This window comes from Bacillus sp. BML-BC051, assembly GCF_019656175.1.
Taxonomy (GTDB): domain Bacteria; phylum Bacillota; class Bacilli; order Bacillales; family Bacillaceae_G; genus Bacillus_A; species Bacillus_A mobilis.
This window is the reverse complement of sequence record NZ_BPLI01000147.1, coordinates 1-443: the sequence shown is the minus strand read 5'-3', so window position 1 is coordinate 443 and position 443 is coordinate 1. Positions and strand designations below refer to the sequence as shown.

Here is a 443-nt window from a genome sequence, read left to right as displayed (position 1 = left end):
TTTAAAAGTTAAATAAGTTACAATAATTCTTGTCTTAAATGAATACAGTCTGGTAATGATGGCAGAGAGGCCACACCCGTTCCCATACCGAACACGGAAGTTAAGCTCTCTAGCGCCGATGGTAGTTGGGACCTTGTCCCTGTGAGAGTAGGACGTTGCCAGGCAATTCGGAGGATTAGCTCAGCTGGGAGAGCACCTGCCTTACAAGCAGGGGGTCGGCGGTTCGATCCCGTCATCCTCCACCATTTAGCCGACTTAGCTCAATTGGTAGAGCAACTGACTTGTAATCAGTAGGTTGGGGGTTCAAGTCCTCTAGTCGGCACCAGTTTTTATTGTAAGAGCCATTAGCTCAGTTGGTAGAGCATCTGACTTTTAATCAGAGGGTCGAAGGTTCGAATCCTTCATGGCTCACCATTTTAACTTAAATATGCGGGTGTGGCGGA

General features: G+C 47.4%; 3 tRNA genes and 1 rRNA gene. All 4 read left to right on the top strand.

The window, feature by feature from the left end:
* Nucleotides 1-48 precede the first annotated feature (48 nt).
* The 4 genes from rrf (at nt 49) to K5S59_RS29690 (ending at nt 414) form a co-directional block, all read left to right on the top strand.
* Nucleotides 49-164, top strand: a 5S ribosomal RNA gene (rrf, locus tag K5S59_RS29705).
* 5 nt (nt 165-169) lie between these two features.
* Nucleotides 170-245: transfer RNA gene (locus tag K5S59_RS29700), tRNA-Val, on the top strand.
* 4 nt (nt 246-249) lie between these two features.
* Nucleotides 250-325 (top strand) — tRNA-Thr (locus tag K5S59_RS29695).
* A gap of 13 nt (nt 326-338) precedes the next feature.
* A tRNA-Lys gene (locus tag K5S59_RS29690) sits at nt 339-414 on the top strand.
* Nucleotides 415-443 lie beyond the last annotated feature (29 nt).